This is a genomic window from Alistipes finegoldii DSM 17242 (assembly GCF_000265365.1).
GTDB classification, from domain to species: domain Bacteria; phylum Bacteroidota; class Bacteroidia; order Bacteroidales; family Rikenellaceae; genus Alistipes; species Alistipes finegoldii.
Genome location: NC_018011.1, coordinates 1,108,366 through 1,132,489 on the forward strand (window position 1 = coordinate 1,108,366; position 24,124 = coordinate 1,132,489).

The following is a 24,124-nucleotide window of genomic DNA, read 5'->3' on the forward strand; positions in this document are numbered from 1 at the left end:
TTATTGTTTTTATCGCGCAAGCAATGAATAATATGTTATGAGGCTTTATATCCCGAACGGATCGGTTGCCTCGGGAAGATTCATAAGCCCGCGGCGCAGGTGCAGGGGCGGAAAAATACCGCAGCCCCGGCGAGGATGATTTTTCCGTCCCGGAGCCGGAGAGGGAGGCCCGGCCGACCGGCCCGGGATTATCTTTCCCGGGGCAACCGGCAGGATAGGTAATTTCCATTTATCTTTGCCGTGACAAACATCGGAAGCAGCAGCTTCGATGTCATATTGAAACCCGTCATTTCTGGGTATAATCGGATCGAAGCATCCGGCAATATCCTGCATTCGGTCGGATTCATCTTCGTTTCCGGTATATATCTCCGGAAAATTTGCCGGTTCCATACGAACAGTTAATTTTGTAATAGATTCAGTTTATCGGAATGCGTAAATCGGTATTCATACTGCTAACGGTTTTCATGGCCTGCCTGCTCTGCAAGGAGTCGGAGAATATGCCGGGCACCTCTCGGAAATTCATGGATGAAACATTCCTAAACCGTGGGGAGGAGAATTTACTTGCCAGGCAATGGCAATGTGAATATATCTATTCCGATTTAAGTTTCACCAGTGTCTTGCCGGAGGCCAAAAAGACACGCTCGACCGTATCCATGTTCCGGCACGGAGCCCATGGGCGCTTGCGTGCCACGGTTTTATCAATGTGTTGCGTCACATACGGGATTTCGGGCGTCGCAGGACTCGCAGCAAGGGTACACGGAAAAGGTTTCGTGGCCGGCCTACATGCCGTAGACTATTACGTCTATCGCCTGCACCGGCTCATTATTTAGCCATATGGCAAGAAGACTCGCAAAGGCCGGGTAAAAACATGGAATGTCCGGAAAACGGGAAAGTTGTATGTCCTGTTTTCGGGGGAATAAAATGCCCGGCTGTCTCGCGCTCGAAATTCGTTTTTTATACGTGTCGCCCCGATGCATATACGATAAATATCGCTCCGGACGGCTCTGTTCTTTCGGAGAATCCTAAAGATGGAAATTTACGATGTACCGATATGCTGACGCGTTCCGTTGTTCACGACGGAATTTTTTATGTTTTGAAGAGAGCTGTCGTGATCTCACACAACGGCCTGTACGGGTAGATGAAAAGTGTCTTTGGAGGGAGTTTTCGGTATTCCCATATGACGGTATAAACACTCCGGACACCGTTTCCCAACAGTATCCGGAGCTGACAAAATTGTGCTTGCGGTATTTTGCACAGGATAAAAATACGGATTCTTTTCGAAAGCAGCAAGCCGTGCCCCGGTTTTTCAGCTTCCGGCGGTTCATCCTCGAGAATTTGCGTTTCTTATATCGCCGCCCGTTTTAGCAATTTTTCCCGCGGGCCGATATTCGGTTTGTATATTTTAATAGACCGAAAATAATTATTTTGGAGTCCTGAAAAACATAATCTCCGTAAGCTGTATGGTAGAATTGGATAAAAGCCAAAAGAAAATTGCCCGAACACTCATAAGCCGGGCCTTGGAGCGTGAATGCTGTACCTTTCTGGCGAAACTCAAACGACTCCTGCAGGATGAAAAAGCGCAGTCCTGCCATGAGAAATATTTGGAAATATATAAGAGCATACAGACATTCGACAAAGATATAAGTCGTCAGTATGACGGTCTGAACGGCTCCCGCTATGCTTTGACGGTATTCAGCCTTTTCTATAACGGAATCCTTACGGAGAAGGATCTCTCGGAATTCGACGACAGAACCCGGGAAGCGTTCTTGGAGCACAGACGGCAGTGGAATCTGGAGTTGTAAGCCGGCAGCACGGACATATACCGCATATGAACCCGGCATGCAGAACCCGAAGGAGCCTCGCAGAAAAATTCTTTCGGGAATGGAATGCCGTGCACCGAGGGAACCGGCCGAAAAAAATAGCATCACAAAGCTGTTTTTGTGAAAAAATATCTATTTTTGGATCGTGTTAAACTACTAAATTCCATACGACCATGAATGAACTGGTAAAGACTATCGACGAGCTGTATGCGGCATTCAAGACCGACGCAGAGCTTCAGGCGGGAAAAAACAACAAAGCTGCGGGACTGCGCGCCCGTAAGGTGTCGCTGGAGCTTGAGAAGAAACTCAAGGAATTCCGGAAAACGTCGCTTGCGGCAGCTGCCAAATAGCTCGTTTTCATCGCATGACGCAGGGTGTTCTTTCGAAGGACACCCTTTTTTGTCCCGGCGGTTTCGGCCTTACCGGCGGAGGAAATGACGGCAGCCCTGTCGAAGATTCAGCCCCGGAGTTTCCCGTCGGTCGTCAGGGAGGGATTCAACCGCTCCCGAAGGCTCGTATTGCGTTTCAGCACGGACACGTTGCGGACGGCATAAGCCAAGGCTTTCGTCGCACCGATCAGCACGCAGATCTTTTTGGCGCGCGTGATACCCGTATAGATCAGGTTGCGCTGGAGCATCACGAAGTGGGTCATCAGCACCGGCATGACTACAATCGGGTATTCCGACCCTTGGGCCTTGTGGATCGTCGTGGCGTAGGCCAGCGTCAGTTCGTCGAGTTCCGTGACATCGTACTCGACCCATTTGCCGTCGAAATCGACTTTCAACGTCCTCTCCTCCGTATCCACCTCCCGGATATAACCCAGATCGCCGTTGAACACATCCTTGTCGTAGTTGTTGCGCTGCTGCATCACACGATCGCCCTGACGATAGGTATAGCCGCCGCGATTGAGGCTCGGGTCCGAAGGATTCAGTGCCTGCTGCAACAGCAGGTTCAGGTTCGCGGCGCCCACGACACGGCTGTCATTGTCGAAATATCGCACGGCCAGTGCCGCCATCTGGCAGGCCGTGCGGTCGGGTGTCAGGTATTGCGAAGCATAGACGCCCTTGCGGCGCTGCCGCTCGCACATTGCATCATACGGCCAGTTATCGCCGCCGTAGAGGAATGGCAGGTCATTGTGCTGCTGCCAATAATCGAGAATCTCCGGCAGCGTATCCGGCCAATAGAAATTGCGCCGCAGATAGTAATTCTGAAGCGCATAGCGTTTTGTGATTCTTTCAAAGATTTTCATTGGATCAGGTTTTAGGGTTACTCTTTTTTCTGCCGCGGCACCGCAATCCAGTCGGGATTCAGCGTCATACGCCAATCGGGATCGCCATTGCGGTAAGCGAGGAGCTGGGCGGCGTAATCGTGAGCTTCACGGGAATTTTGGGCCCGATAGTGAAACAGCCATTTCTGACCGCACCGGGGACATTCCCAGACGACCATCGTACCGGCAGAGGTCTCGGCAAGGCCCAGCATGCAAGGTACTACGTATAGTGCGGCGGTTCGAAATCACATTCATAACAGGTATAAATACCGCGGTTATAGCGTCCCTGCGGCGGAACGCGCAGGGACAAAGGAATATCGATCATAATAAGTTATGGTTTAAGTGTTCGTATCTTCAGGCGAAGCCGCGACTCCATCCTCTTGGCAATAGTCGAAGCGCATCAGCTTTGATACACGGGCATACTCCTCGTCGTAATATTTGTCGTATTCCTTTTGAAACTCCTCCTTGTAATGGGTTCCGCTGTCGGGATCGTCAGGGTCATCGGCTTCGACAAATGTTTCGAAAGGTGCATCGTGCGCATTCAGCAGTTGTCCGACGGCCAGATCGCAGGCAATTTCCATAATCGATGCGTTGATCGCGTCCTTATGGTTACGGTAATATTCGTTTAAATTCATGTTTTAGTTGATTATAATGTTCTTGGTTTGAGTTATTCCGGTCGATATCGGAAGGTTGTCCGTGATACGGGTTCCGTCTGCGGCTGAGTAAATCATAACCGTAGGATCTCCGTTATTGTTTTCTATGTCCAGTGGATATTCCGTTCCGGGAATTTGATAAGCAGCATCTTCCTGATAGGTCGGATCGTTTGACAGTTCGTCGAGTTGACCGTCTGCACACAGCTCCTTGATCTTCTGGACTGCCGTTTCGAGATTCTCGGCTTCAAAACTGAAATACCGGCAATCTATGACAGTAATTTTTTGATTCCGATAAAATTCATAGCGTTTCATTGCGCGATTATTTGAGGTTAATACTTCGATACTTCCAGTCCTTTTTTCGTCATGCTCATCGAGAAGCCCGCCTCATGGAGCTGTTTCAGTACCGAAGCGTTGCTCTCATGGATAAGAAGCGGATAGACTTGGGAGTAGTTATCGGCAATCGGTGTGTTGAACGACACCGTGATTCGGTTGTTCCGGGTGATGATTTCCAGCGCATGCCGGAAATCGGATTCCTGCATGTTCATTTGAAGGTGTCTTTAATGATTATCGGATATGGGACGTAGTTCGCATGGATAGACTTCAGTTTCCGAGTCTGAGCAGCAGATCAGGATAAGATCCTTGTCGGAGGGTGTCTCCTTATCGTCATTACCCGAACAGACGACACAACAACCGGACATTTCATAGTCGGGATCGCTCCGGAAGACACGCTGCCCGGGGTGAAAGACCTGCACGCGCGGCAGCTTCTCCCCGTCAAGGGTCTCCGGAAGAGCGATTACTTCCCGGATTGCAAGCCGGGGATGTTTGTCGAAATGCCAGTCTACCTCGGATTCTTCGCCGAGAGTCGTTCGGATCGTGTTCAGAACCGTTCCGCATTGTTCGGAAACAAGACGTGCGGCTTCCTTGCCGGAAGCCGCACGCAGGGTAAAAGCCCCGTGGAAGGTATAACAGACCTTCAGTTTGAATTTTCGTCGCATAATGTTTAAGAGTTATTGTTTTCAGACCATTCGTCGACTGTCGTCGCGTCATAGATGCCGTACCGGCGTATTTCAGCGGACGCCTGTCCTTCCCGGAGCAGGGGCTGCCGGGAGACGAACGTTCCGGTGAAGTTTGCCAAAGCCAGCGGAACGAGCCACTGAAAATCGCTGCCACGGCCGCCCATAACCTCGCACGAGTGAAAATCGGCGGGAAGGGTTTCGGAATCGAGCCGAGATATGGTGAAAAGAGCCGGGATGCCGTTGATCTCAGCGTCGCGGAAATCCCTGATATCCGCGAAAGGAATGGATGATTCGTATGCCATGATATGGAAATGACGCCGCCCGCTCGTTGCGGAGCAGGCGGCAGGTTATTAAAGAAAGATTCGGTACCACGCTCCGAGCAGGTAGACGTTACCTTCCACATAGAGCGAGTATAAGTCCGTAGAGACAATCCGCAGGAACAGAGTCCTGTCGCCGTGCAGTTTCCCGATCTGACGCCGGAACGCCTCGGCGGGAAAGGGCTTGTGCGAGATGAAGCGTCCGCGGATCTCTGCCTCCGAGGGGATGTATTCATACAAACGGTAATTGAGCGCCAGCCAGCGAAGGATTTTGCGGCGGGTTTTCGCATCGTCCGTCCGCAGGGTGAAGCGGTTGAAACAAAGGTTGTTCATCGTAAATCGGAGTTAAGTCAGCGACAAGGCCCGACAGAAATAGTCCGTATAATCGAAGTCCAGTCCCAGCCCCGAGCAGGCTGTTTCAAGGTCGCCGTAGCACAGCGCGCCGGCATCCCGCAATTCCCGCAGGTTACGAAGTTCCGCGGCCAGATATTCCTCGGCACGCCGTTCGCCGCAGTGGCATGCGGTGCAGATATTTTCGATAATGATGTTTCGTTCCATGGATCATCTTCATTTCAGGTTATACAATCGAAAAAGTTTGCGCCAGCCTCTTCCGGCCACAATCCGTTCGACCTCCGGTGCCAGAGAGTCGATGAAATCCTGCACCCTCCAGCCTTCCCGGATATGTTTTTGCAAGTCGGTCGCTTTCGTCGTATCCATGGTAGTAGTCGATCAGGGTTTAAGTATGAGTTTGTTATCGGAGGCAGCCAGAAAATCATCGAGCGTACGGCAGCGATAATCCAAAGAGATCTTTTCGCTGTAATCCGTCTGCCGGATTTCGAAAGTATAGGTCAGGCCGTTACGAATGATCTGGCCGTGACTTTTGTCATGAACCCAAACCACATCGGACAGAGCCTCCAACCGGTTGCGGTACCCGGTCATTTTGCGTTCGTTCTCCGCATCGATCCGTTCGAGATTCCGGAAACCCTGCGTGAGGTATTCCACCCAGTCGTCGATCTTCTTTTTGGTGAAGACCCCGATACGGTTCGGAGCGGTTTGTTTGTCGAAAGCCTTGCCGTAGGAGTAGTTGTCCGCATATCGGAAGAACGACCAATCGAATCGGAGGTCGTAATAGGGTTTTGGATAGAAATATTGGCGGACGAGAAACAGGATGTCGTTTCTTCGGAAACCGGTGCAAGCTTCCTCGAAATAGTTTTTCAGGCTGTCCACGGCATGTGTAACACGGTAGAACAAGGCTGCCTCCGGAACGAACTCCTGCACTGTTTCCAATACGGCCGATGCGCTTCGAATAGCCCGCTCTATGTTATCCTCGGCATTGGCGAGCAGCAGCTCGTCGAAGGTCGACTGATCGATCCACTTTCTCATCGCTGAGCAACCTGCCTGCGGCAGGATTCCGTTTCCCGCAGGTAATCGTTCAACGCAGGCACAAGGATCGTACACTCGGCATCGGGCTTTCCGAGAAAACATTTCACCTTTACCGATGCCTCCACGCCGTCCCGGGCGTAGGTCTTGAAGCGGTAGTCGTAACCCGCCACCGCAATCTCGAATTTTTGATGTTTCATCTTCGAAATGGATTTTGATTTGACATACGGCCGGCAGATCCCCGCTATGAAAGTGAGAAGCCGGCTTCGGGGCGGGATTATCAGCGACGGCACGGACAAGGCAAATTTTTGAGGGGCGATACAACCCGAAGGGTGGAGATCGTGCGAAAAAGCCGAAAAGGGCGTAAGCCCCTGACGCTATCTTGCCCCGCAGACGGCGTTCACAAAGGGATTTTTAATTATTATTCGCGCTGGCTCAAAACAAAAAGAGACTGCTGCGGATGCAGTCAGTCCCTTTCGGTCAGCGCACTGTGAACTGTGGTATCCGGGAGAGGGTCTTCCGCAACTTCCGGCGGTAGAAGTGTTCCGTAAGCGCGATCAGCTCGTAGGCAGCGTAGAGCATCTGTCCGTTGACGGCACGGGCGCGGATCATCCGCTTTTTACGGCATTGTTCGAGCTGGTGGCGATCCATACCCAGCACCTCGCAGACCTTGCGGGCCGAGAGGAACATCGGGCGGTCACTGTGGCTCAACAGGTGTTCGAAGAGCAGCGTGGATTGTGTCAGCATGAAATGCGTGCGGAGCAGTTTCTCAAAATACATGGGCTCCACCAGATAATAAGATCTTTCTGTTGTTTCAGACATAGTATTATGTGTTAAAGATTATGAATAGCTTTTCTCAAAGACTTTTTCTGCTTATGTTCCAGTTCAACACGCTCTATGAAGCGGTTGATTTCAGCCGTCGAAAACATTAGACGACGACCGAAATGGAAACCGACGAGCTGACCCGAAGTGCGATAACGGCGCAGTTGACGATCGCTCATCTTCAACAGGTCGCATACTTCGTCGACTTCCAGAATAGGCATCCCGCAAAGCATATTACGGTGGTGTTTCATAAAGGAGACATCCTCGCGGATTTCTCGCACGATTTCCAGAATTTCTTCCATGCGGTCCATAGCAGTAACTATCACGAATGATTCTGACGCAAAGATGCCACAAAGGCACGGGTAATTAACACACGTAAATAATTACATATCAACATTTTAACACCATGGCTTGATTTTCAGAAAGGTCTTATCGGGCTTGATAAAGATGATATTTGGAAATATGAAAAATTAATCGTATCTTTGTCTATGTAGTATAGGTGTGCATTGAGGCGTTAAACATTCACTACTAAATAGTGACCTCAAAAGCGAACTTGCATTATAAGAGATTGATATACAACAAATAAGGAATAAGGGTTCGAGCCCCATCTTCCACCCGTAGAAGCAGTTGAAAATCACTGCAACAAAGTGCAAAAACCTCATATATCGTTGATATATGAGGTTTTTTCGTTTTACCGCACCCCTCCTACTCTTCTCACATTTCTCCCAAGCCATCGAAACCCGGCAGCCAATGACTGCCGATGTCTATTCCCTCCGCCCCGGCATCCGCTCTCAGCACCACCAGCCGCTGCAGCCGCCGCACCGGACGGACGGCAAAAAAATGGGGAGGGACCTTTATCAGGCCCCTCCCTCCGCAGTAAGTTGCGTCACTGCTCTCGCATCAGCGAGGATTCTTTTCACTGCATGCAGGTAGACACAGGCAGCCGATCGGGTGAAACTGCCGGATGGTTTCACCCCGGATATTCCGATTGCTTCATGACGGCGCGTCTTTTGAAATCGCTCCTCAAAAAAAGATGCGCGGAACCTGACTCTGGCAATAGTAGAATAATCCCCATTATTCAAATATGTAACTGGTCAGGAACCGCGCATATCGCGTCCTGACTGTTCATCAGTCACATTCGAATGGGGATTATTTTGCCAGAATAAACAGCCGAGCTGTATTTCCTATCCCAAATATAGAAAAATTAATCGTTTTCATCAAAAAATTTATACAATATTTAGTATTTTTTATTTTAATCGGACTCTGCGCGCACTAATCCCCGACATACATGTCGAAGATTTCATGCCGGTCGAAATCGAGCCAGTACCGCAGCGCCAGCGCTCTCACGTACTGCCAGTAAGGTTCTGTCAGGTCGCCGTATAGTTCGATCCCCCGCTTCACATCCCTGCGGATACGGTCGGCATACCGGGGTTTCAGGACCAACCGTATCGTCTTGTCCTTGAAGGTGAAACGCGCTTCGGGCCGCGGCGTGTCGATTTCCGCAACGGTAATCAGCCCATGTCCGACGGAGGCCCCCGTTCCGACCTGCAGGCCGTCGTTCATACAGCTCACGGGCGGTTTATGGCCTGCATAAGTCGTGACGAGAATGTCGTCCACGCCGATATTGAAATACTCGCGGGCACGGATTCCCATTTTGACGCCGATCGTGGCGTAAATCCCCAGATGGCCGTGCAGTTCGTTGGTCAGCACGCCCGCCCGCCATTCGCTCAATCCGTGACGGGCAACCGCCGAGTCGATGATCGGAACGACATCCGCCGCATAGAGTGCGCCGCCGACCGGAAAGCCGTAAAACACCCGGCTTTCGCTGTCGGGCTTGCCCCGGAGAATCGCCGTCAGTCGTGTCTGCGCCTCCGCCGCCGCGCTCTTGTCCGACAGTTCGCACGCCCGAACCGTCCCATTCAGTTCCCGGATGGAAAACAGCTCCGGAGCGAACAGATAAACCGCGACCAGATCGTCCCAAGCTTCCAGATGACGCTCCCCGACCAGTTTTGCCAGCGGAGGCGTACGGTGTGTTGCGGCGATCTTCCGGGCGTAGACGTTCGGCACGGCCGCCACCGAATCGATCAGGGCGGGCGTAACGACGACCGGACATGCCGGGTTTGCCGACACGACAGTTACGGGCACGCCGCTCGCCAGCACATAACGGGCGGCGACGCTGTCCGTTTCGAAATTGGCTCCGGAGAGCGGTTCGGCCCGGCTGTTGTACCAGACGATCCGGTCGATCCGGTCGCCGGAGGCGGGATTTTCCCGCAGAACGTCGTATAGATTCGTCAAAGCACCGAGGGCGATGAAAACGACCTTCTCCTCCTCTTCTCCGAGGGTTTCGGCGATCAATGCCGACGCCGCGGGGAAGCCGGCTCCGGAGGTTGCGGTTGCGGCATCGCCCCAGTCTACGGTTCCGGAATGGGCGCGCCACGCAGGCGCGGGGGCATTCACCGCACGTCCCGCACCGACCGGAACGCCTTCGTGGTAGAAGGAATCGAGAAGCGCACGCACACGTACGGCGGCGCTGTCGGGAAGCAGCGCCCCTTCCGAAGTCGTGACGGCGAGCACCTCCACTTCGCGGTTGCCCAGCAGCATGCAGAGGGTGCGCAGATCGTCGGCGGCGCCGTCGGTGTCGACGACGGCATGGAAACGGGCTTTGCCCGAATGCGCATGGCAGGGAGCAAGGAACGCTGACAGTATGACCGCCAACAGGCCCCGGCAGAAAAAGCACTGACGAATTGTCATGGTCTCGGATCGTATTAAAAATTAACATTCATACCGCCCAGCGCCGTTGCTTTCGGCATGGGAAACCCGTCGTTGATCTCATAACGCTGCGCCAGCAGGTTCTCTCCCCGCACGAACAGATCGAGCCACCGGGTCGCGCGGAAAGTGACGCTGGCGTTCCACAGCACGAAATTATCCTTCGCTACGGGTTTGACCGAAGTGTAAAGTCCGTGAACATACTGCACGCCCGTCGATGCCTTCCAACGTCTGCGCGAAAAATCGACCCCGGCGTAGAGCTTGTGTTCGGGAGCCGCAACCACCGGGTAGGCCATATGGAGGTAGCTGTAGTTGGCCGAGACAGCCCACACGGGGTTTATGCGGCAGGCCGCGTCGCCCTCGACGCCCCAGTTCTCGATCCGGCCCGTATTGATGTTTTTCGGGCGTCCGTCCACCGGGACGGTCTGGATCATGTTGTCGCCGTCGATATAGTAGACGCTGACTCCGTACGAAAGCGCCCCGCCCGAAACGCGCTGCGTGAACGAAAGTTCGTAGTTCATCAGTTTTTCGGGTTTCAGATCGGGATTCTGCGGCGGAAACATATACATTTCGCGGATCGTCGGGAAACGGAATCCTTTGCTGACCATCGCCTTGATCTGGGCGTTGTGCGGCAGCAGGAACGACAGTCCGCCCTGCGGCACCCACTCCGTACCCGCATGCGAATGGTGATCGAGGCGCAGTCCGGCATCGAGCGTCAGCCAGTGCGTCAGGCTCTGGCGGAAATCGACATAGCCGGCCGCTTCGTCCATCGTCTTGTCGGCCGTGGTTTTATCCGGAGCCCCGTCGGTAAAGGCGTTCCACGCCTTGCCGCCGAAATGCTGCCAGTCGACGCCCACGGTCAGGCGGTTGCCCCTGAAAAGCGCGACGCTCTGATACCACGATACGCCCAGCATCCTGTCGCGGGAGTTGAAACGGTAGTTCAGCGGCTCTTCGCCGGGCGAGTGGCCGTCGTTGATCCTATGTCGTCCCCAGTTGTAGAAGAAGCTCAGGGTTCCGGAAGTCTTTCCGTAGTCGTTGCGCAGCGTGAACGAAGTCATGCCGCGGGTAATACGCTGCCTGTTGTCCAGAATGGGCTCCGAAACGGAGCCCGGATTCCGGGCGTTGAAATGCGTGAGGTTCACGTCGGCGTAGAGATCCCACGCTTGGGCAATCCGGTAACCCAGCTTGGCGTAACCGCCGTACTGCTCGAAGCCCATGTTCCTGCGATGCCCGTCGGTGCGGTTGTAAGAGCCAGTCACCGTACTCGTAAAACGTCCTGCCCGAACCTGATTCGTAACCTCGGTTTCGAGCGTATTGTAGGACCCGTAACCGGCATGGAGGTCGGTTTTCACCCCGTCCTCGTGCATCCTGCGCGTCACGATATTGATGACACCACCCATGGCGTTCGAGCCGTACAGCACCGAAGCGGGGCCGCGCACGACCTCGACCCGGTCGGCCAGCATCGACTGGCAGGCATCGGCGATCGGATGCCCCATCAGCCCCATGTACTGGGGATGGCCGTCGATCAGCACCAGCAGACCCGTTGTGGGACCTCCGCCGACACCGCGCAGCGTCATCTGCCCGGCAGCCCCGCCCGAAACGCCGTACCCCATGATGCCGCGTCCCGTAACGAACAGTCCCGGAATCTGCTCGGTCAGCGTCGGCAGCAGCGACGGCTGGAATCCCTCGGCGATCTTCTGCCGTCCGACGACGGAAATGGTCATCGGCAGATGCCGGACGTCGGTTTCATGCCGGGTTCCGGTGACCACGACCTCCCCGATCGGGTAGGTTTTCCCGTTACGCAGGCTGTCGGCGGTCTCGGACCGCAGGGCGCACACGGGGACGATACCGCCCAACAGCAGCAGGACAAACAGTTTAGACTTCATCTTCTCGCATTATGTTTTACTTGGACATTTGTTTTATCTTCTTGCAGCGCATCCTCCCCCTTCACCAATTCTTGTTCCAAAATCCCCCGGCGGAGCGAAGAAAGTGCAAATCCCGGAAACGCTCCGGATCGGACGGACGGCGTCCCTTTCGGCGCGTTTCTTGTTCTGAGCCGGATAAACGCTCATTATGGAAAACACCCGGCAACCGATCCCGTTACGGATCCGGCAGCACCTGCGCGATGCCGTCGGACGCATGCACCCTTCCGTCTCGTTCGTCTCCTGCATCGGTGTGCTGCTGGCCTATCTGACGGGCGTCTACATAACGGGATCGCTCCACGAGGCGTCGCGCTGGATGGGGGCCATGCTGGCCTGCACGTCGCTGGTAGTCGTCCTGCAATCGCACAACTACAAGGATTCGCTGCGCGCCGGATGGACCCGGGTGCTGGGAACCTTCCTCGGAGCGCTCGTCGCCTACATATACCTCAAGATATGGCCCTTTTCGATCGTCGGGATGCTCGCCTCGGTCTTCGTGCTGGAGATGCTCTGCATGCTGGTCGGAATCTACCAGAACAACCGCATCGCCACCATCACGCTGCTCATCATCCTGCTCGTCTCGCAGATGACGCCCCACGTCTCGCCGGCCGTAAACTGCCTGCTGCGCTTTACCGAATCGGTCGTCGGCGTGGGAGTGGGCGTTGCGCTGCTGTGGGTGCTCGAACGGTGGAAACGATGGCTCGAACCGCAGGAGGGTGCAGACACATCTACCGATAAAAATATGAACATGGACACGATGCCCCTGCGTTGGGGCCACTTCAGAGTGCTTATCGTCGCTTCGCTCGGACAGATCACCGGAGCAGGGCTGGCGACGCTGGTCGGCGTCATACTGCCGATGATCCAGATTTTCCGGCATCCCGGACTTACCTCCCTGCAACAGGGACTCGTGGCGGCGACCAGCCTCGTCGGCATCATGGTCGGCTCGGTGCTGTTCGGAGCGTGGAGCGATAAAAAGGGATACCTGTTTTTCTTCCGGTTCTGCCCCGCACTCATCCTCGCGGCCTCGCTGTTCACCTTTTTCACGGCCGACCTCTTCGGGCTGGTCACGGGGCTGTTTTTCATGGGACTGGGCATCGGCGGCGGTTACAGCCTCGATTCGGACTACATCTCCGAGATCATGCCCCGGCGGTGGAAACTGCTGATGGTCGGTGTAGCGAAAGCCGCTTCGTCGTTGGGCAGCATCGCAGCGGCGGCCATCTGTTTTTCCCTGCTGCGGGAGTGGCACGATCCGCACCTGTGGAACCGGCTGCTGCTGCTCGTCGCAGTCATGGCGGTCGTCATGCTGCTCTGCCGCATACGTTTCGAACAAAGTCCCGGATGGCTCATCGCCCACGGGCGCATATCCGAAGCCGAAAAGGCCGTGCGCTATTTTCTGGGCCCCGACGTGGAGATCGGCGAAATCCGCAACCGCCCCAATAAAACGCAGATGCCGAAGGTGGCTTGGAGCGACCTTTTCAAACCCGGTCAGGTGAAAAAAGTGATTTTCAGCGGCATTCCGTGGGCCTGCGAGGGATTGGGCGTCTACGGCATCGGGGTATTCCTGCCCGTGCTGGTCATGGCGCTGGGGCTGGAAACGGGGTCCGAGTCGGCCTTTTCACGAATCACCGATTCGGTGTTGCTGACCACATGGATCAACCTCTGCATCCTGCCGGGATTCGTACTTGGTCTGCTGCTCGTGAACCGCTGGTACCACGTGCGGACCCAGACGTGGGGATTTATCCTCTGCGCCGCGGGCATGGGCATCCTGCTGGCGGCCTACGAATTCCACTGGCCGGTCTGGATCGCCGTATCCGGGTTCATGCTCTTCGAACTGTTCCTCAATGCGGGCCCCCACCTGATGACGTTCATCATTCCGCCCCAAATCTATTCCGTCGCCGAGCGCGGCGCGGGTGCGGGACTTGCCGCGGCCTTTGGCAAACTGGGCGCCGTCGCCGGCGTCGTCGTCATTCCGATACTGCTCAAATGGGGCGGCGCTTCGCTGGTGCTTTGGGTGACGATCGGCGTGCTGCTCGCCGGGGCGCTGGTTACGGCCGTCGTCGGCCGGGAGGTGCTTCCCGACAAGGGGCGGTCCGTTCGTCCCGAAATCCGGCGCGACTGACCGTCAAAGGGCGTACTCCCTTTTCAACGCACGTTTCATCCGCAGTTCGCAAGGCTGCTCCAGCCCGCACTCTTCGAGCAGGGCCAGATCGCCGAACACGTGCCGCGTACTGCCGTCGGCCACGATCCGTCCCTGCTTCATCACGATCGTACGGTCGCAAAGGTCGAGCACCATCTCCATATCGTGCGTAGCGATCAGCGTCGTATGGCCGAAACGGCGTATCAGATCTATGATCTGCCGCCGGGCGCGGGGGTCGAGATTCGAGGTCGGCTCGTCCATGACGAGCACCGACGGCTCCATCGAAAGGACCGTCGCTATCGCAACGCGCTTCTTCTGTCCGCCCGAAAGCCGGAAAGGCGACGCCCCGCGCAGATGCAGCGCGCCGACGGCATCGAGGGCTTCCGTGACGCGGCGGCGTATCTCTTCGGGTTCGAGACGCATGTTCGAAGGTCCGAAGGCCACGTCTTCTTCGACCGTGGGCATGAAGAGCTGGTTGTCCGAATCCTGAAACACAAGCCCCACCGACTGCCGCACCAGCGGCAGCGTCCTGCGCGTGAGCTTGATCCCGCCCATGACCACTTCGCCCTGCGAAGGTATCAGCAGTCCGTTGGTGTGCAGCAGCAGCGTCGATTTCCCGGCTCCGTTGGCCCCGACTAGGGCGACCTTCTCCCCGTGCGTGATGCAGAACGAGACGCCGCAGAGCGCTTCATAGCCGTTGGGATAACGGTAATGCACATCGTCGAACCGGAGGTAGTGGTGACTCATCTCAAAGGTTGTTTATCAGCATCGAAAGGTTTTCGGCCGGACGGCACAAGCGCAGCAGGACGAACGCCGAGCACCACACGGCGAGAAACAGGGTGTCGCGCATTTTCCATGCCGGGCGTTCGAACACCCCCTCCGGGATGCGCCCCGAAAATCCCCGTGCCAGCATCGCCCGGCTGATCTGCTCGGCCCGGTCGAAAGTGCGGATCAGCAGTTGCCCGACGAGCGTTCCCCAAATCTTCAGCGGATAGGATCTGCGCCCGAAACTCCTCGCGTCGCGGGCCTGCTGCATGGCCGCGGCCTCTTCGATCAAGACATAAAGGTAACGGTAGACGAAAAGCAGCTGCGTGGTGAAAACAGCCGGCACCCCCAGCCGCTGCATGCTCCGGCAGAGACCGTAGTAGCCGGTGCTTCCGATCAGCACGAGCAGCGCCTGCACCGACAGCAGTCCGCGCAGTACGATCGAAAGGAACGAGACCCACCCTGCGGTGACCGCCAGCGTCCCGATACGGAAAACCGGCTCGCGGTCGTAGAACAGGTTGAAAACGCCGATGAAGACGACGAAGGGCAGCACGACAAGCGACCGCCGGAAAATCGTTCCGTAACTCAGGCCGCCCATCGCGCAGGCAACGATCGGAAAGACGAAAAACAGCAGCAGTTCCGGAAGCCTGCAGAGCGGCACGGAGAGCATCGTCACGAGAAAAACCACCGTGACGAGCAGTTTGGACCGGGCGTCCGTGCGATGGAGCGGACTCTGCATCCGCGCCGTCCGCTCCATCGCATCCAATGCGCAAAGTACGTGCTGCAATCTGTTTTTCATCCCTGCTTTTGTCCGGCGCGGAACAGACAGGAGGCGCCGAATACGGCCAGCAGAATGGCTCCGCTCCCTACGATTCCCGCAAATGTCGTGTTGTAATCGGGTATCACGGCCGTCTTCTCCTGAATGGCGGCGGCTCTGCGGTGCAGGCCGTCGGACGCAGGTTCCAATTCGGCCCGTCCCGCCGTCTTTTCGATCGACCACTCCAGTCCGTCGGGATCGGACGAAGCGATCCACGAGAACGACCCGGCGATCAACAGCGCCAAGAGCGCGATCGCCGCAAGGGCCTTTCCGAATCTCCGTCTTCCGGAGGCGCGTTCCCGGCGGATACCGTACAGCAGTTCGGGCTTATAACGCTGCACGCCGCAGATCACCGCCGCCGTAGCCAGCCCCTCGCCGATACCTATAAACAGATGGATCGGGAGCATGAACAGCAGAAACCGCCCCATCGGCAACGCGGTGATGCCCGACGCTTCGGTTTCGATCGTCACGGCCAATGCGCCCAGTTCGAGTCCGACCACCGAGGCGAGCAGCGACGCGGCGATGATCCGTCCCGGCGATGCGCCGCGTTTGATCAACGGCCGGAACAACAGCGGATAGGCCGCCAGACACGACAATACCGCCATATTGAGGATATTGGCGCCCAAAGCCATGAAACCGCCGTCGGCGAAAACTAGGCACTGGATCACCAGCACCGAAGCCAGCGTAAGCAACGCCGCCCATGGGCCCAGTATCGCCGAAAGCAGGATACCGCCGACCAGATGGCCGCTCGAACCCGTTCCCGGAATAGAGAAATTTATCATCTGGGCGGCAAAGACGAAGGCGCCCATCACGCCCATCAGCGGAACGATGTGCTCGTCCCGCGCATCGGGTTCGCGGCGGTCGTTTCGCGGATGCTTGACTCTCCAGATCGCCGTTCCGAGCAGGACCAGCGATACGGCTCCCGTAACGGCGAATACCGGCGGGGAGACCAGTGCGTCGGACATGTGCATAGTCTGTTGTTTTTCAGGTTTTCAGATCGCCCCGTCCGGCCCCTGCCGGACCGGACGGACGGTTATTCCGTTTTCGCGCCCGGCTGCTGCGCCGCCAGATGCTTCTTGTTCTCCGGATACCAGTTCGAATGGTCGGGCTTCTCCTCGTCGTCGAACCTGACGAGCGGCAGCAGGAAGAGCCATGTCGTGATGCAGAACGGCCCGGTCAGGGTGGCGATTCCGACGGGCGCCATCAGCATATACATGCCGGCCTGAATGAACACCGTCACCAGAATTCCCAGAACGGCCCAGAGCGCCGAACGGAAATTCGGCTTGTAGAACACCGTCGCCAGCGCAATGGCCGTCAGCACGGGGCTGTATCCGTAAAGTCCATCTGAGATGTCGGAGCCCGACGCTTTCAGCGCGACGACCGTCAGCAGCGCCAGCGCCGAGCCGATCGCGGCCCAGAGCGCCGCCCAGCGGCTGCAAAGGAACAGTCCCGCGAGGAAACAGATTCCCGTCACCCACGAATTGATCAGAAAGACCTGCCCGATACCTTTCAGCCAGTAAACCGCCAGATCGCCAAAACGGATGCTCTCCAGCGACGAGAAAGCCGCCGGAAGCGCCGGATCGGCCATATGCGTCGTCGGAAGCCCGTGCATGGCGCGCGCCGCAAGGAGAAACATCCACGTGCAGAAGACGAACGGGAAGGTGAACGAATTGACTTTCCAAGGCGCCATCACGTTGTTGAATCCCGCACGCACCCATGTCGTCAGCGCCGAACAGAGCGCCAGCGCCAGCCACATCCAGACGGTATTGCCCATGAACGTAGGAAACGCGCACCCCACCAGCACGCCGTTGAAGCCCCAGAGTCCCTGCTCGCCGTCCTTGGCCGGAAAGCCGAGCAGATACCCCGTCACCGTGGAGACGGTCACGCCCAGCAGGGCGCCCCAGCCCACAAGTCCCTGTCCCTCGGCATAGGCGCCCCAGAAAATGCCGATCATAAACAGAAGTCCCGTCCACGCGCTGTTCTGAAACATCACCTGCCCGGTACCGCGCAGCAGAATTTTGATAAAATCGAAAGAGCCTCCGCCGGCCCCTCCGGATCGAGCGATCGTATTTGCCATACTTACAATTATTTAACCGTTAACAAAGTTTCTATCGCCACGGAAACTCTTCGGGCAGCGGCTTGCCCTTGACTTCCTGCCGAACCGAGGAACAGAATTCGCGGACAAGGCGTTTCACGGGAGCCGTCTCCTCACCCAAGACCTTGTAGAGCAGCCCCGCATCGTTCGGCAGGCGCGTAATGCCGGCCGCCAGCCTGCGTTCGCGGTCGATGAAGGCCTGCGTCCGCTCGTAGATGTTGTCGGCATTCTCCGGCGGCGTCAGCACGATCACGTTGGCGAAAACGTCGTATCCGTTCATCGCACCGAGCGTCGAAGGCGGATACATTTCGGGCCGTATGATGAATTTTTCGCGAAACAGTTGCTCCCCGTCGGGACGTTCGGCATGGGAGCAGACCGACAGAATGTCGTACTGGAAAGTTTCGCCCCGGTCGAAATACTTGCGGCCGCTCATGTAGATTTCCGAATAGAACAGCGTGGCCGAGGGTGCGATGCGGATTGCCGTGTCGGCGATGAACCGCGTGTGACGGCACGGAATCGTCGGTTCGGGCAGATATTCCAGATAAGAGTCCTCTTCGAGCTCGAACGTCTGCGTCAGCCCCGAATAGTTGTAGCGCATCTCGGCCAGCTTGGTCGCCGCACCGGTCGAAATATGGGCGTAGGCGCCTTCGCGGACGACAAAACGCTGTTCATAGCGATCGCCGTCCACGTTGGGACCTCCGGACGAGAGGATGTAGACGCACGGCATCTCAGGCATGCCTTCGTCGAAATAGAGTTCCTGCTGGACGATCAGCGGGGCATGGCGTTCCAGATCGCGCATGATCGACCTGCCGTCGTCGTCGAGTTCGAATCCCAGAAAAAGATACCCCATCTTGCCCGGAGTGCCGACGGGCATCGCCTTCGGCTCTTCGAGGTAGGGACTCATCTCTTTGGCTGCTGCGAAATTCATCGTACGGCGCCGGTTAGGGATTCCGAAACTTTCTCCTTGTTGTTGCCGAGGTCGAAAAGCGCCATCCGGCGGATCAGGGCGACCAGTTCGTCGATCCCTTCGCCCGTCATGCAGTTGGTGAATACGAACGGCTTGCCCGGACGCATCAGCTCGGAATCGCGCCGCATCACTTCGAGATCAGCACGGACATAGGGGGCCAAATCGGTCTTGTTGATGACCAGAATATCGGACTGGGATATCCCCGGTCCGTCCTTGCGTGGAATCTTGTCGCCTGCGGCCACGTCGATCACGTAGATGAAAAAGTCCACCAGCGCGGGGCTGAAGGTGAGGGTGAGGTTGTCGCCGCCCGATTCGATCAGCACCACGTCGCCGTCGGGGAATCGGGCCTCCATCTCCTCGACCGCCGCAATATTCATCGAAGGGTCTTCCCGCACGGCCGTATGCGGGCACGCGCCGGTTTCAACGCCGATGATCCGCTCCTCGACAAGGATGCCCTTCAGCATTTTACGCACGTGTTTGGCGTCTTCCGTGGTTACCACGTCGTTGGTTATCACCAGCACTTTGTAGCCCATGTCCAGAAGCCGCGGGGTGATCGCTTCGATGAGTGCCGTTTTGCCGGAGCCTACGGGACCGCCGATTCCGATTCTGCAAGTTGTATTTTCGTTCATAATCTATTCGTTTATTCGGTTATTCCGCTTTTGGGGCGGATCAATTCATAAACATGCGTTTGGTTCCCTTTTCGTGCAGCGAGGCGAGAATGTCGATCTGCGGCACGAAGGTATACATGTCGTCGAAATCCATGTCGCCCGCCGTGTCATAGAGCTCGCCGAGCTTTTCGGCGGCCCGGAACAGGATGCGCTGCGTGTCGTAGTGCGACACGCGCACGCAGCGGAGAGCCGCGCTGACGACCATATTGACCACACCGTACTGGTGGGAGCAGAAAAGCCCCTTTTCGGAGATTCCGCAGGCCGCGAATACGATGCCCTGCGCCACGGGATAAGTGCCGGGGGTACGGCCGCCGGCGATGTCGCCGAGCCACTTCGCTGCGGTTTCATCGGGAAAGACATGTTTCGACAGCTCGGCCAGTTTCTTGCCCATGCGTCGGGTCATCAGCCGCGCCTCGGCGTTCATCTTGCAGAGAACGGCCTGACGGTCGGCATTGAGGATACCCTCGTAATAACCGAGGTTATAGCTGCGGAAAGCGTGCAGCGCCGCGACTCCGTCGGTGAAGGCGGCCTGCCGGACAATGTCCTGCGTATATTGTTCGAGCGTCGCGGCGTCGTGCACCAGTCCCTCCTCGGCGGCCGTTTCCAATCCGTTGGAGAAGGAGAAGGTCCCGACCGGAAAGGCCGAGTCGGTGAATTCGAGCAGCCGCATGACGGTTGTTGCGTCGTCGGTCATAAGGGCGGGTTTAATGCGCGTGCACATGTTCGTGATGGTGGTGTACGTCGCTGTCGGGCCCCGTGCCGCCGAACAGACGCCGGATTTCGTGGGGCGCCAAGTAGGGAATCACCTCCGAACCGGGCTGGAACGAGTAGGCGACACCTTCTATATGGTGCGTACGCATTACGCTGTCCATCACTTTTTTATCCACCGTCAGCGGAATGTAGACCTTTGTCCCCTTGACCACTGCGGGCCAATGCTGGTTGCCGATGGCATGACCGAGTTCCACCGAGATATGGATGATCGTTTCCGGCGTTTGACGCGCCAGATCCGAAAGGTCCGCGACCAGCACGTCGTTGAGCCGGATGCGGATGGCCGCAATGCGGCGCTGTTCGGGCAGATACTCGATAATATCGCCGTCGAGCATCTGCGAGTGGCGTTTCAATGCCACGGCGTATTCGTTTTCCCGGTCGCCTTTGACCACGAAGCGGCTTTTCTGGGCCGTCCACTGGTCGAGATCGATATATTCGATTTCGGCTTCCCGCGCTTTCTTCACCCATTCGGGGTCCTGCAGATTGCCTATGATTTCCGTATATATTTTCATCGGATTCGTTTTTAATATTCGTTTTTAATTTCCGGGAGCATCCCCTGCGGCATGCCCCCGGAAACAGGAAACCGATCCGGGGCCGGATCGGATCCGAAGGCGGAACAACAAACCGCCCCGGATCGGAGAGGCCCTCCCGGCTAACTGAACCAGAGCAGCTGGCTCAGGGGGAATTTGTCGGCAGGCTTGACGTAAGCGCGGATGTCGTTGACCAGCACGTCGAACGTTTCGGGATTCACGTCGATCTTCGGCATTCCTCCGTTGCGCACCATGTTGTATTTGGTAAGCTGGCGGGTGCGCCGCACGGGCTGCACCATACGATGCAGGTGGAGACGCTCCTTGATACCGCTCTGGAACGCGGCGCCCGATACGAACGAAAGGCAGGTTTCGGGCAGCGTACGGCCGAAAGCGCCGTACATCGGACGGTAATAGCACGGCTGCGGCGTCGGGAGCGATGCGTTGGGATCGCCCATGTTCGACCAGTTGATCAGGCCGCCCTTGATGACCATCTTGGGTTTGGCGCCGAAGAACTGCGGCTCCCAGAGTACGAGGTCGGCGACCTTGCCCTTCTCGACCGATCCGAGGTAGTCGGAAACGCCGTAGGTGATGGCCGGGTTGATCGTGATCTTGGCGATATAGCGCAGCACGCGGAAGTTGTCGTTCCCGTCGGCATCCTCGGCGAGCTTGCCGCAGGCGTTCTTCATGAACGACGCCATCTGGAACGTGCGCATGAACGATTCGCCGATACGGCCCATGGCCTGCGAGTCGGACGAAACCATCGACAGTATGCCCAGATCGTGCAGCACGTTCTCCGCGGCCTGCGTTTCGGGCCGCACGCGGCTCTCGGCAAAGGCCACGTCCGACGGGATCTTCGGATTTAGGTTGTGGCAGACCATGATCATGTCGAACAGCTCGGCTTGGGAATTGACCCCGAACGGCAGGGTCGGATTGGTCGACGAAGGCAGCACGTAGGGCATCGACGCCACTTTCAGCAGGTCGGGGGCGTGTCCGCCGCCGGCGCCTTCGGTGTGGTAGGTATGGATCGTGCGGCCGTCCATGGCGGCGATCGTATCCTCGACGTATCCGCTCTCGTTGAGCGTATCGGAGTGGATGGCCACCTGCACGTCGAAACGATCGGCGACGCCCAGCGCGGCGCGGATCGCAGCGGGAGTCGAGCCCCAGTCCTCGTGAATCTTCAGGCCGCAGGCTCCGGCCTCGATCTGTTCTTCGAGCGGCTGGTTCATCGAGCAGTTGCCCTTGCCCAGCAGGCCGACGTTCACCGGAAGCCCCTCGATCGACTCCAGCATGCGTTCGATGTTCCAGCGGCCTGAAGTGATGGTGGTTCCGTTACTGCCGTCCGTAGGGCCGATTCCGCCGCCGAACAGGGTCGTAATACCGTTGCTCAGACAGGCGTAAGCCTGCTGCGGGGAGATCATGTGCACGTGGCCGTCGATGCCGGCTGCCGTCAGGATCAGGTGCTCGCCCGATATCGCGTCGGTTGCGGTGCTGGTCACCAGATCGGGATGCACGCCGTGCATGATATTGGGATTTCCCGCCTTGCCGATACCGGCGATTTTTCCGTCCTTGACACCCACGTCGGCCTTCACGACGCCCAGATTGGCGTCGATGATCGTCACGTTGGTAATCACGAGGTCGAGCGCCCCCTCCTCCGAAGTCATCGTATTGGCCAGCCCCATGCCGTCGCGGATGGTCTTGCCGCCGCCGTAGACGACCTCGTCGCCGTATTCGCGCAGGTCTTTTTCGATCTCGACGTAAAGATCGGTGTCACCCAGCCGGATCTTGTCGCCGACGGTAGGACCGAAAAGGTTGTTGTATTCTTGACGTGAAATTGTTGCCATATCCTCTATTTTTTAGTGTTGTTGCTTTTTTTCATAGCGGCCTCGGCATCGCTTTCCGAAATGTTCTTGAACCCTGCATGCCGGGCTTTGCGCACGGCATGCATACGTGCCGGGAAATAGGTGGGCGCATCCTCGTCGCCCGTATATCCCATCACCAGACCGTTGAAGCCGATCACGCGGCGTTTGCCCGAATAGGCCACGACCTCGACCTCTTTCTGGTCGCCCGGTTCGAAACGGATGGCGGTCGTTGCGGGAATGTTCAGGTGACAGCCGAAAGCGGCGTCGCGGTCGAACTCCAGATAACGGTTGACCTCGAAGAAATGGAAATGCGAACCGACCTGAATCGGGCGGTCGCCGGTATTGCGCACGACAAGCTTCACGGTCTTGCGGCCGGTATTGTACTCGATCGGAACGTTCATCAGGATTTCTCCACCGACGACGACGGGCTTTGCGGGTTTGAAGCCGGGTTTATTCGGATAGAGACTCGCCGCCTGCGCCTGATTTTTCGCAGGGGCGGGATTTTTCGTATTCATACTCAGGATGTTTAAAATTACTTAATAGGATGGTGGATGCTCACCAGACGGGAACCGTCCGTAAACACGGCTTCGACCTGCAGCAGGTCGATCATGTCGGCGACGCCCTCCATGACGTCGCTTTTCTTCAGCACGCTGGCCGCTCCTTTCATAACCTCTTCCACGGTCTTGCCTTCACGCGCTCCCTCCAGTGCCGTGGACGTAATATAGGCTACGGCCTCCGGATAATTCAGTTTCAGCCCTTTTTTCATACGCCGTTCGGCGACCATACCGAGCGAAAGCAGCATCAACTTGTCAATCTCTTTCGGTGTCAAGTGCATAGTAAACGATTTTTATAGTTAATCCGGCTCCGCATCCCCGAAGGCCATACATATCCCGCCGGGGCAGCGGTCCGCCGGTACTGATCAGCGGAGGTTCCAAATAGGATGCCAAAAGCCGCCCCCCCGTGGCGATCCGCGGCAAAATACGGAAGCCCGGTGGCATCAAATTTGTTCGGGGAAGAACCCGAATGGTAGAATCAACTAAAAATGTGTGAATTATGTTTAAAGCGATGATTATTGCGGGGCTAGGCGGTTTTATCGGCACATGCCTGCGCTTTCTGACGGGAAAACTGGCCCATGTCATTACGGTTTCGGCGTTCCCGTGGGGTACGTTCGCCGTCAATATTATCGGCAGTTTCGTGATCGGCATCTTCTTCGGTCTGGCCGAAAAGACCCACGTCATCTCGCCGTCGATGAACGTCTTTCTGATCACCGGCTTCTGCGGCGGATTCACCACCTTTTCGTCGTTTGCCGACGACATGTACCTGCTCCTCCAACAGAAACACTGGCTCTATTTCGGCCTTTACGTCGGCCTGAGCTTCATTCTGGGACTGGTACTCGTATGGCTGGGACGTTCGCTGATAAAGGCGGTCTGACCGCGGTCGGCGCCTGAGCGACCGCACGCCGCCGCACAAAAAAAGGGCCGGACAATATGTCCGGCCCTTTCATTTATGATCCGGTTCGGGCTTCGCCCGGAACCTGATGCAACAGGGCTGTCAGGCC

The 24,124-nt window shown here is 56.8% G+C and carries 31 protein-coding genes and 1 pseudogene; 4 read left to right on the top strand and 28 right to left on the bottom strand.

What is annotated here, in order from left to right; genetic code table 11:
* Positions 1-45 precede the first annotated feature (45 nt).
* On the bottom strand, positions 46-390 hold the full coding sequence (locus tag ALFI_RS16890; RefSeq protein WP_014775022.1) for a hypothetical protein: 345 nt from the start codon (positions 388-390) through the stop codon (positions 46-48).
* A 1,070-nt stretch (positions 391-1,460) separates the two neighbouring features.
* On the opposite strand from ALFI_RS16890, the gene ALFI_RS05070 reads away from it, so the two are divergent.
* Positions 1,461-1,802 carry a hypothetical protein gene (locus tag ALFI_RS05070; protein WP_015545962.1) on the top strand — a complete coding sequence of 114 codons (342 nt, stop codon included), beginning with the start codon at positions 1,461-1,463 and terminating at the stop codon, positions 1,800-1,802.
* A gap of 191 nt (positions 1,803-1,993) precedes the next feature.
* Positions 1,994-2,170, top strand: a complete 177-nt coding sequence (locus ALFI_RS05075) for a histone H1 (protein WP_009597166.1) — start codon at positions 1,994-1,996, stop codon at positions 2,168-2,170.
* Between the two features lie 107 nt (positions 2,171-2,277).
* Here ALFI_RS05075 and ALFI_RS05080 read toward each other — a convergent pair.
* The 16 genes and pseudogenes from ALFI_RS05080 to ALFI_RS05150 all read right to left on the bottom strand — a co-directional run.
* Positions 2,278-2,793, bottom strand: a pseudogene (locus ALFI_RS05080) (ATP-dependent DNA helicase); the annotation flags it as partial.
* 293 nt (positions 2,794-3,086) lie between these two features.
* The gene (locus ALFI_RS17250; RefSeq protein ID WP_014775026.1) at positions 3,087-3,299 is read right to left on the bottom strand and encodes a hypothetical protein; all 213 of its coding nucleotides are present in this window, start codon (positions 3,297-3,299) and stop codon (positions 3,087-3,089) included.
* 126 nt (positions 3,300-3,425) lie between these two features.
* On the bottom strand, positions 3,426-3,722 hold the full coding sequence (locus ALFI_RS05090; RefSeq protein ID WP_014775028.1) for a hypothetical protein: 297 nt from the start codon (positions 3,720-3,722) through the stop codon (positions 3,426-3,428).
* A gap of 3 nt (positions 3,723-3,725) precedes the next feature.
* Complete coding sequence (locus ALFI_RS05095; protein ID WP_014775029.1) at positions 3,726-4,052, bottom strand: hypothetical protein; 327 nt, start codon at positions 4,050-4,052, stop codon at positions 3,726-3,728.
* 17 nt (positions 4,053-4,069) lie between these two features.
* Positions 4,070-4,285 (bottom strand): hypothetical protein, encoded by a 216-nt coding sequence (locus ALFI_RS05100; protein ID WP_014775030.1) that lies wholly within the window; start codon positions 4,283-4,285, stop codon positions 4,070-4,072.
* 12 nt (positions 4,286-4,297) lie between these two features.
* Complete coding sequence (locus ALFI_RS05105) at positions 4,298-4,735, bottom strand: hypothetical protein (RefSeq protein ID WP_014775031.1); 438 nt, start codon at positions 4,733-4,735, stop codon at positions 4,298-4,300.
* A 5-nt stretch (positions 4,736-4,740) separates the two neighbouring features.
* On the bottom strand, positions 4,741-5,058 hold the full coding sequence (locus ALFI_RS05110; protein ID WP_014775032.1) for an LPD28 domain-containing protein: 318 nt from the start codon (positions 5,056-5,058) through the stop codon (positions 4,741-4,743).
* A gap of 48 nt (positions 5,059-5,106) precedes the next feature.
* The gene (locus ALFI_RS05115; protein ID WP_014775033.1) at positions 5,107-5,406 is read right to left on the bottom strand and encodes a hypothetical protein; all 300 of its coding nucleotides are present in this window, start codon (positions 5,404-5,406) and stop codon (positions 5,107-5,109) included.
* 12 nt (positions 5,407-5,418) lie between these two features.
* A complete protein-coding gene (locus tag ALFI_RS05120) occupies positions 5,419-5,631 on the bottom strand; it encodes a hypothetical protein (RefSeq protein WP_014775034.1) in 213 nt (70 codons plus the stop codon).
* A 9-nt stretch (positions 5,632-5,640) separates the two neighbouring features.
* A complete protein-coding gene (locus tag ALFI_RS16895; protein ID WP_155835640.1) occupies positions 5,641-5,790 on the bottom strand; it encodes a hypothetical protein in 150 nt (49 codons plus the stop codon).
* Positions 5,791-5,802: 12 nt separating this feature from the next.
* Positions 5,803-6,456 (bottom strand): hypothetical protein, encoded by a 654-nt coding sequence (locus tag ALFI_RS05125; RefSeq protein ID WP_014775035.1) that lies wholly within the window; start codon positions 6,454-6,456, stop codon positions 5,803-5,805.
* The gene (locus ALFI_RS05130; protein ID WP_014774805.1) at positions 6,453-6,653 is read right to left on the bottom strand and encodes a hypothetical protein; all 201 of its coding nucleotides are present in this window, start codon (positions 6,651-6,653) and stop codon (positions 6,453-6,455) included. Before ALFI_RS05130 ends, ALFI_RS05125 begins: the two co-directional genes overlap by 4 nt.
* Positions 6,654-6,933: 280 nt before the next feature.
* Entirely contained in the window at positions 6,934-7,275 is a 342-nt protein-coding gene (locus tag ALFI_RS05135; RefSeq protein ID WP_014775036.1) for a hypothetical protein, read from the bottom strand.
* A gap of 11 nt (positions 7,276-7,286) precedes the next feature.
* A complete protein-coding gene (locus tag ALFI_RS16485; protein WP_081488084.1) occupies positions 7,287-7,586 on the bottom strand; it encodes a helix-turn-helix domain-containing protein in 300 nt (99 codons plus the stop codon).
* Between the two features lie 961 nt (positions 7,587-8,547).
* Complete coding sequence (locus tag ALFI_RS05145; RefSeq protein WP_009597091.1) at positions 8,548-10,026, bottom strand: nucleoside hydrolase; 1,479 nt, start codon at positions 10,024-10,026, stop codon at positions 8,548-8,550.
* Between the two features lie 14 nt (positions 10,027-10,040).
* Positions 10,041-11,927: a TonB-dependent receptor gene (locus ALFI_RS05150; protein ID WP_014775038.1), complete on the bottom strand. Its 1,887-nt coding sequence runs from the start codon at positions 11,925-11,927 to the stop codon at positions 10,041-10,043.
* 187 nt (positions 11,928-12,114) lie between these two features.
* On the opposite strand from ALFI_RS05150, the gene ALFI_RS05155 reads away from it, so the two are divergent.
* A complete protein-coding gene (locus tag ALFI_RS05155) occupies positions 12,115-14,079 on the top strand; it encodes an MFS transporter (RefSeq protein WP_014775039.1) in 1,965 nt (654 codons plus the stop codon).
* 3 nt (positions 14,080-14,082) lie between these two features.
* On the opposite strand, the gene ALFI_RS05160 is transcribed toward ALFI_RS05155, so the two are convergent.
* From ALFI_RS05160 to ALFI_RS05210, 11 genes are all read right to left on the bottom strand, one after another.
* Positions 14,083-14,844, bottom strand: a complete 762-nt coding sequence (locus ALFI_RS05160) for an energy-coupling factor ABC transporter ATP-binding protein (RefSeq protein ID WP_009597082.1) — start codon at positions 14,842-14,844, stop codon at positions 14,083-14,085.
* A 1-nt stretch (position 14,845) separates the two neighbouring features.
* On the bottom strand, positions 14,846-15,661 hold the full coding sequence (gene cbiQ / locus ALFI_RS05165; RefSeq protein WP_009597087.1) for a cobalt ECF transporter T component CbiQ: 816 nt from the start codon (positions 15,659-15,661) through the stop codon (positions 14,846-14,848).
* Positions 15,658-16,650: an energy-coupling factor ABC transporter permease gene (locus ALFI_RS05170; RefSeq protein ID WP_014775040.1), complete on the bottom strand. Its 993-nt coding sequence runs from the start codon at positions 16,648-16,650 to the stop codon at positions 15,658-15,660. Before ALFI_RS05170 ends, cbiQ begins: the two co-directional genes overlap by 4 nt.
* Before the next feature lie 62 nt (positions 16,651-16,712).
* The gene (gene yut / locus ALFI_RS05175; protein ID WP_014775041.1) at positions 16,713-17,756 is read right to left on the bottom strand and encodes an urea transporter; all 1,044 of its coding nucleotides are present in this window, start codon (positions 17,754-17,756) and stop codon (positions 16,713-16,715) included.
* Between the two features lie 31 nt (positions 17,757-17,787).
* Complete coding sequence (locus tag ALFI_RS05180) at positions 17,788-18,702, bottom strand: urease accessory protein UreD (protein WP_014775042.1); 915 nt, start codon at positions 18,700-18,702, stop codon at positions 17,788-17,790.
* Complete coding sequence (gene ureG, locus ALFI_RS05185; protein ID WP_009597079.1) at positions 18,699-19,370, bottom strand: urease accessory protein UreG; 672 nt, start codon at positions 19,368-19,370, stop codon at positions 18,699-18,701. Before ureG ends, ALFI_RS05180 begins: the two co-directional genes overlap by 4 nt.
* Before the next feature lie 40 nt (positions 19,371-19,410).
* Positions 19,411-20,103 (bottom strand): urease accessory protein UreF, encoded by a 693-nt coding sequence (locus ALFI_RS05190; protein WP_014775043.1) that lies wholly within the window; start codon positions 20,101-20,103, stop codon positions 19,411-19,413.
* A gap of 10 nt (positions 20,104-20,113) precedes the next feature.
* Complete coding sequence (locus tag ALFI_RS05195) at positions 20,114-20,689, bottom strand: urease accessory protein UreE (RefSeq protein ID WP_009597096.1); 576 nt, start codon at positions 20,687-20,689, stop codon at positions 20,114-20,116.
* Between the two features lie 140 nt (positions 20,690-20,829).
* Positions 20,830-22,548, bottom strand: coding sequence for an urease subunit alpha (locus ALFI_RS05200; protein WP_014775044.1), 1,719 nt, complete (start codon positions 22,546-22,548; stop codon positions 20,830-20,832).
* 5 nt (positions 22,549-22,553) lie between these two features.
* A complete protein-coding gene (locus tag ALFI_RS17840) occupies positions 22,554-23,081 on the bottom strand; it encodes an urease subunit beta (RefSeq protein WP_014775045.1) in 528 nt (175 codons plus the stop codon).
* 17 nt (positions 23,082-23,098) lie between these two features.
* Positions 23,099-23,401 carry an urease subunit gamma gene (locus ALFI_RS05210; protein WP_009597094.1) on the bottom strand — a complete coding sequence of 101 codons (303 nt, stop codon included), beginning with the start codon at positions 23,399-23,401 and terminating at the stop codon, positions 23,099-23,101.
* A 218-nt stretch (positions 23,402-23,619) separates the two neighbouring features.
* Here ALFI_RS05210 and crcB point away from each other — a divergent pair, with 218 nt between their 5' ends.
* Complete coding sequence (gene crcB / locus ALFI_RS05215; protein ID WP_009597086.1) at positions 23,620-23,997, top strand: fluoride efflux transporter CrcB; 378 nt, start codon at positions 23,620-23,622, stop codon at positions 23,995-23,997.
* The last annotated feature ends 127 nt before the right edge of the window (positions 23,998-24,124 follow it).